Origin of the sequence: Nocardiopsis lucentensis DSM 44048, assembly GCF_000341125.1 — a bacterium.
Classification (GTDB): Bacteria; Actinomycetota; Actinomycetes; order Streptosporangiales; family Streptosporangiaceae; genus Nocardiopsis; species Nocardiopsis lucentensis.
Window position 1 is genome coordinate 1 of sequence record NZ_ANBC01000833.1, and the last position, 4,844, is coordinate 4,844.

General features: G+C 71.4%; 4 protein-coding genes and 1 pseudogene. 3 read left to right on the plus strand and 2 right to left on the minus strand.

Annotation, left to right across the window (positions count from 1 at the left end; translation table 11 throughout):
• Both D471_RS42175 and D471_RS0128905 read left to right on the plus strand, forming a co-directional pair.
• Positions 1–173: pseudogene (locus D471_RS42175) on the plus strand (SCO1664 family protein); the annotation flags it as partial.
• 177 nt (positions 174–350) lie between these two features.
• A complete protein-coding gene (locus tag D471_RS0128905; RefSeq protein ID WP_017601844.1) occupies positions 351–1,160 on the plus strand; it encodes an HAD-IIA family hydrolase in 810 nt (269 codons plus the stop codon).
• A gap of 116 nt (positions 1,161–1,276) precedes the next feature.
• Here D471_RS0128905 and D471_RS0128910 read toward each other — a convergent pair whose 3' ends face one another.
• Together D471_RS0128910 and D471_RS0128915 are read right to left on the minus strand one after the other, a co-directional pair.
• Positions 1,277–1,651 (minus strand): RNA polymerase-binding protein RbpA, encoded by a 375-nt coding sequence (locus D471_RS0128910; protein ID WP_017601845.1) that lies wholly within the window; start codon positions 1,649–1,651, stop codon positions 1,277–1,279.
• A 188-nt stretch (positions 1,652–1,839) separates the two neighbouring features.
• Positions 1,840–3,210, minus strand: coding sequence for a nucleobase:cation symporter-2 family protein (locus D471_RS0128915; protein ID WP_017601846.1), 1,371 nt, complete (start codon positions 3,208–3,210; stop codon positions 1,840–1,842).
• A 341-nt stretch (positions 3,211–3,551) separates the two neighbouring features.
• Here D471_RS0128915 and D471_RS36775 point away from each other — a divergent pair, with 341 nt between their 5' ends.
• Positions 3,552–4,508, plus strand: a complete 957-nt coding sequence (locus D471_RS36775; RefSeq protein ID WP_017601847.1) for a hypothetical protein — start codon at positions 3,552–3,554, stop codon at positions 4,506–4,508.
• The last annotated feature ends 336 nt before the right edge of the window (positions 4,509–4,844 follow it).

The following is a 4,844-nucleotide window of genomic DNA, read 5'->3' on the forward strand; positions in this document are numbered from 1 at the left end:
CGCTCCGCGACCAGCTCAAGGACCCCGCGAGCGCGCTGTCCGACGTGTTGGGCCGCCACCTGACCGAACCCGAGGTGTACGCGGTGCGCAACCGGGTCGACCTGCTCGTCCAGCACCGGATCCACCCCTACCCGGCGCCGGACTGGCCGTCGGTGCCCTGGCCGCCGGTCTGACGCCCGTAGGCGTCCCGCCCCTCGTCCGACCGCCCGTGACCCGAGGCGGGGCGAGTGCCCCGTGTCCCGGAGCTGTCGCCGAGCGGGAGCCCAGGCCCGCCGCCAGGTCCCGGTCTGTGTGAACCGTGTCCCCTACTAGGGAGTAGGAATGGCGCCGCGCATGCCACAGGCGGCACAATGGGCCCCGTGAGCAACGAAAACGAGTGGAACTACCTCTTCGACATGGACGGCGTGCTCGTCCGTGAGCAGCACCTCGTCCCCGGCGCGGACGCGTTGATCGCCGAGCTGCGGGAGAACGAGATCCCGTTCATGGTGCTGACCAACAACTCCATCTTCACCCCCCGCGACCTACGTGCTCGTTTGCTCAACACCGGGTTGGACATCCCGGAGGAGTCCATCTGGACCTCGGCCCTGGCCACGGCCCAGTTCCTCCAGACACAGCGGCCCAACGGGTCCGCCTACGTCGTCGGCGAGTCCGGTCTGACCACGGCGCTGCACAACGTCGGCTACGTGATGACCGAGAACGACCCCGACTACGTGGTCCTCGGCGAGACCCGCACCTACAGCTTCGAGGCGATAACACGCGCCATCCGCCTGGTGCGCGCCGGTGCGCGGTTCATCGCCACCAACCCGGACGAGACGGGTCCCAGCGCCGAGGGTCCGCTGCCCGCCACGGGCGCGGTCGCGGCGCTGATCGAGAAGGCCACCGGTCGCCGCCCCTACTTCGTGGGCAAGCCCAACCCGCTGATGATGCGTTCGGCGCTGCGGAGGATCGGCGCGCACTCGGAGAACACGCTGATGGTCGGGGACCGCATGGACACCGACGTCCTCAGCGGTCTGGAGGCGGGCCTGCAGACGGTCCTGGTGCTGTCGGGCATCTCCGACCGCGACACCGCCGACCAGTTCCCCTACCGGCCGACCCGGGTGATCGAGTCGGTCAAGGAACTCGTGGGCAACACCCGCGCCCCCTTCGGCAAGGAGGCCTGAGCCCCGTCCAGGGGCCGCGCTCCGACGGGGAGCACCACCCGATCGGGGCGCCTCGGGACACGACGAACGGGCGGCGGACCATCGGTCCACCGCCCGTGTCGGCTGTCCGTCGCGGATTACCGCTGCTTGGCGAGCTCCTCGACCTTCGCCGCCTCCTCGCGGCGGCGCGCGCGAAGCAGTTCGAGGCGCTCGGCCAGGACCTCTTCCAGGTCCTCCATGCTCCGGCGCTCCAGCAGCATGTCCCAGTGGGTGCGCACCGGCTTGGCGTTCTTGGGCTCCTCGCCGGAACCGTCGCGCCGCAGGGCGCGGTCGCCGCAGAAGCGGCACTCCCATTCGGCGGGGATCTCGGCCTCCGTGGCGAAGGTGACCGAGAAGCGGTGGCCCCGGGTGCAGTCGTAGGTGACCTCCTGCCGGGGAGCCAGGTCGGTGTTGCGGTCGTTCTCGTAGCTCGTCGCCCCGAGCCGGGTGCCGCGAAGTGCTCGCTCGGCCATCGTGTGGGTGCCTCCAGGCGCTCGTGCGGTCTCGCGGGGTGTAACGCGTTGGTCCCCGTCAAGATTCCCCGCTGGCCTGAGGTCGAACCACCCCGGGTGCTCCCGCGCCGCGCCCACGCCGCCGAGGGCGGCTCGGCGGGGGTCGTGTGGGGTGTCCCACGCGTGTGGGACACCCGCGTGCACGGGGGCTACTCGGTGTCCCCGACCCGTCCGCGCCGCACGGCGCCGCCGAGGATGTTGAAGACGGCGTTGAGCACGAGCGCGGCGATGGCCGCGGCAACGATCCCCGAGTGCAGGATCGTCCCGGCCCAGTCGGGGAAGCCGTCGTAGAAGGCGGGCGCGGCGATCGGGATGATGCCGAAGGCCATCGCCACGGCCACGATGACGAGGTTGAGGTTGCCCTCGTACTCGACCTTGGCCAGGGTGCGCACGCCCGCCGCCGCCACCGACCCGAACAGCACCAACCCGGCGCCGCCCAGCACGGGGGAGGGGATCATCGCGACCACGCGGCCGAGGACGGGGAAGAGGCCGAGGGCGATGAGGATGAGTCCGCCGACCGCGACGACGTAGCGGCTGCGGACACGGGTCAGGGCGATCAGGCCGACGTTCTGGCTGAACGTGCTCCCGGGGAAGGAGTTGAGCAGCGGGCCGATGACCGAGGCCAGGGCGTCGACGCGCAGTCCGTCGGCGAGGCGCCGCCCGTCCACGCGCGCCCCGACGATCTCGCCGACGGCGAGGATGTCGGCGATCCCCTCGGTGAGGATGACGAGCATGACCACGCACATGGTGATGATCGCCGCCGCCTGGAACTCCGGTACGCCGAAGTGGAACGGCTGGCCGAGGGAGAAGAACGCGCCCTCGCCGACCGAGGAGACGTCCACCCGGCCGAACGCGGCGGCGATCCCCGTGCCCAGGACCAGGCCGCCCAGGACCGCCATCCGGTTCCACACCCCGGGCAGGATCCACGACAGCAGCAGAACGATCACCAGGGTGGTGCCCGCCAGCGCCAGCCCGCCGGTCGTGGGGACGCCGGTCTCGTTGTTCTCCGTGATCCACCCGATCGCCACCGGCAGGAGCGACACACCGATGATCGTGATCACCGATCCCGTGACCACGGGCGGGAAGAACCGGATCAGCCCGGCCAGGAACGGGACGATCGCGAGGCCGAACACGCCCGCGGCGAGCGAGGCGCCGAACACCGTGGGCAGGCCGCTGTCCTGGCCGATGGCGACCATGGTGCCGACGGGGACGAACGAGGTGCCGATGACGACCGGCAGCCGGGCGCCGAACCGCCACACACCGATCGTCTGCACCAGGGTGGCCAGTCCGCTGACCAGCAGAGCGGCGCTGATGAGGATGCCCATCCCCACCGCGTCGAGCCCCACGGCGCCGCCGATGATGATGGGCGGGGTGATCACCCCCGCGTACATGGCGAGGATGTGCTGGAGGCCGTAGGTGACCATCAGCCGTACCGGGGGCCGCTCGTCCTCCGGGTTGACGCTCGGATCCGGATCGGTGGGTACGGGTGCCTCGTCCTGGCCGTTCGGGGGATTGCGCATGCGCGGTACCGCTCTCGTGGACGTCGGGGAGTGGTCGTCGTGGTCCGGACCGCGTGGGTGCGGCCGTCCGGTCGGGTCGAAGGCAACTACGTACGTGTTGCGGGCGGGAGCCGCCGTCGTTTCGGGCGGATCAAACCGTCGGATGTATACGTTCAGGCATACAGATCCCCCCGTCGCCCGTCCACCCCGTGAAGCAGTGTTCTTCCTGCTCGTCGCCGGTGGTGGAAGGCTGGGGGTCGGGGGTTTCCCCGGTCACGCGCGGAGGAATGAACGTACTGATTTCCGACATAAGGGACATAGTTCTCAGACGTTGGCTCCGCGCTCCTCGTGGGGGAGGTTCCATGGTCCCGCCCCGCCTGCTCGCCGCCGTGGTCCTCGCCGTCGTGACCGGATGCGGCCCCCTCCACGCGCGCGACGGGGAACCGGGCGCGGGAGCCACGGGCGGCGAGGACACCGCACCGACCGCGGACACCTTCGCCCCCGCCCCGTCGCGGGACTCACGGCGCGAGCCCGTCGCCGACCCCGGCCCCGCCCCGACCCCGGTGGGCGGGGGGTCCGGCCCGAGCGCGACCGTGCCGCCCCCCGGCCGTGAGCGGCCGGCCGGCACGGAGGATCCGCACTCGTCCGCCGTCCAGGAGTACGTGGCCGCGCTCGCCGCCTCCTCCGACCCCGGCCGGATGCGCGAGGGGCTGGCGGAGGCCGCCGAGGACTCCCCGGCCCGCACCTACCTCCTGCACCACGCGACCGTCGCCCGCGCCTGGGCCGACGGTGACAACCCCCAGGCCGACGCGGAGGTCGACCGCACCGACGCGGGGTATCGGCTTTGCCGCGACACCGCCGAGGAAGGGTACTGGGGCAGGGACCGGGACACCGACCGGCACTGTGTCGAACTCACCGACTTCGCGCACGACGACGGACGCGTCGCCCGGTTCCGCGTCGACGGCGACGACCCCTCCGGCGCCCTGATCGAGGGGGGCGACTCCCGTGTCGGCGCCGGCGGGGTCGAGGCCACCGTCGTGACCGCCTATCGTCCGGTCAACCGGTCGGTCCTGGTCGTCACACTGGACATCAGCGCCGACGACAGCGCCGACATCGGTCTGCCGAGCGCCGTGTACCGGACGCTCGACGGTGAGCGGCGGAACGCGGAGTTGACCGCCGGCCGATACGAGCTCGACTCGGGGGCCTCGACCAGCGCCGCCCTGTACTTCCCCGACTCCCACCCCGGCGGCAGCGTCGTCTTCACCGGCTGCCTGGAGGAGTGCTCCGCCTTCCTCAAGGTCGCCCTCCCCGTCTCCTGACCTCGCGGAGGACGCGGTCCCCGGGAGGTTCCGGTGCCGCCGCGAACCCTAAGAGTTCCTTATGGGACGCCTAAGGTCCCATGAAGCCCGATGTGCAGGAGTTTCTCCCTGCTTTACCTTCGTCATCACCGGTCACGTCCGTGACCGGTTTCGCTGGACCGGGGCCGTTCGATCCCGTGTCCGACCAGAACCGACGGAGGTGGCGGAGATGACTCTCATGCAGGGGGTAGCGGCGTCGCGGGCGGACGCGCGGGTCCGTCCCGAGAGGGAGGACGACGGTACGCCCGAACTGCCCGTGGATGTGCGGCGGCGGATCTCCGCCCTGGCCCGCACCCC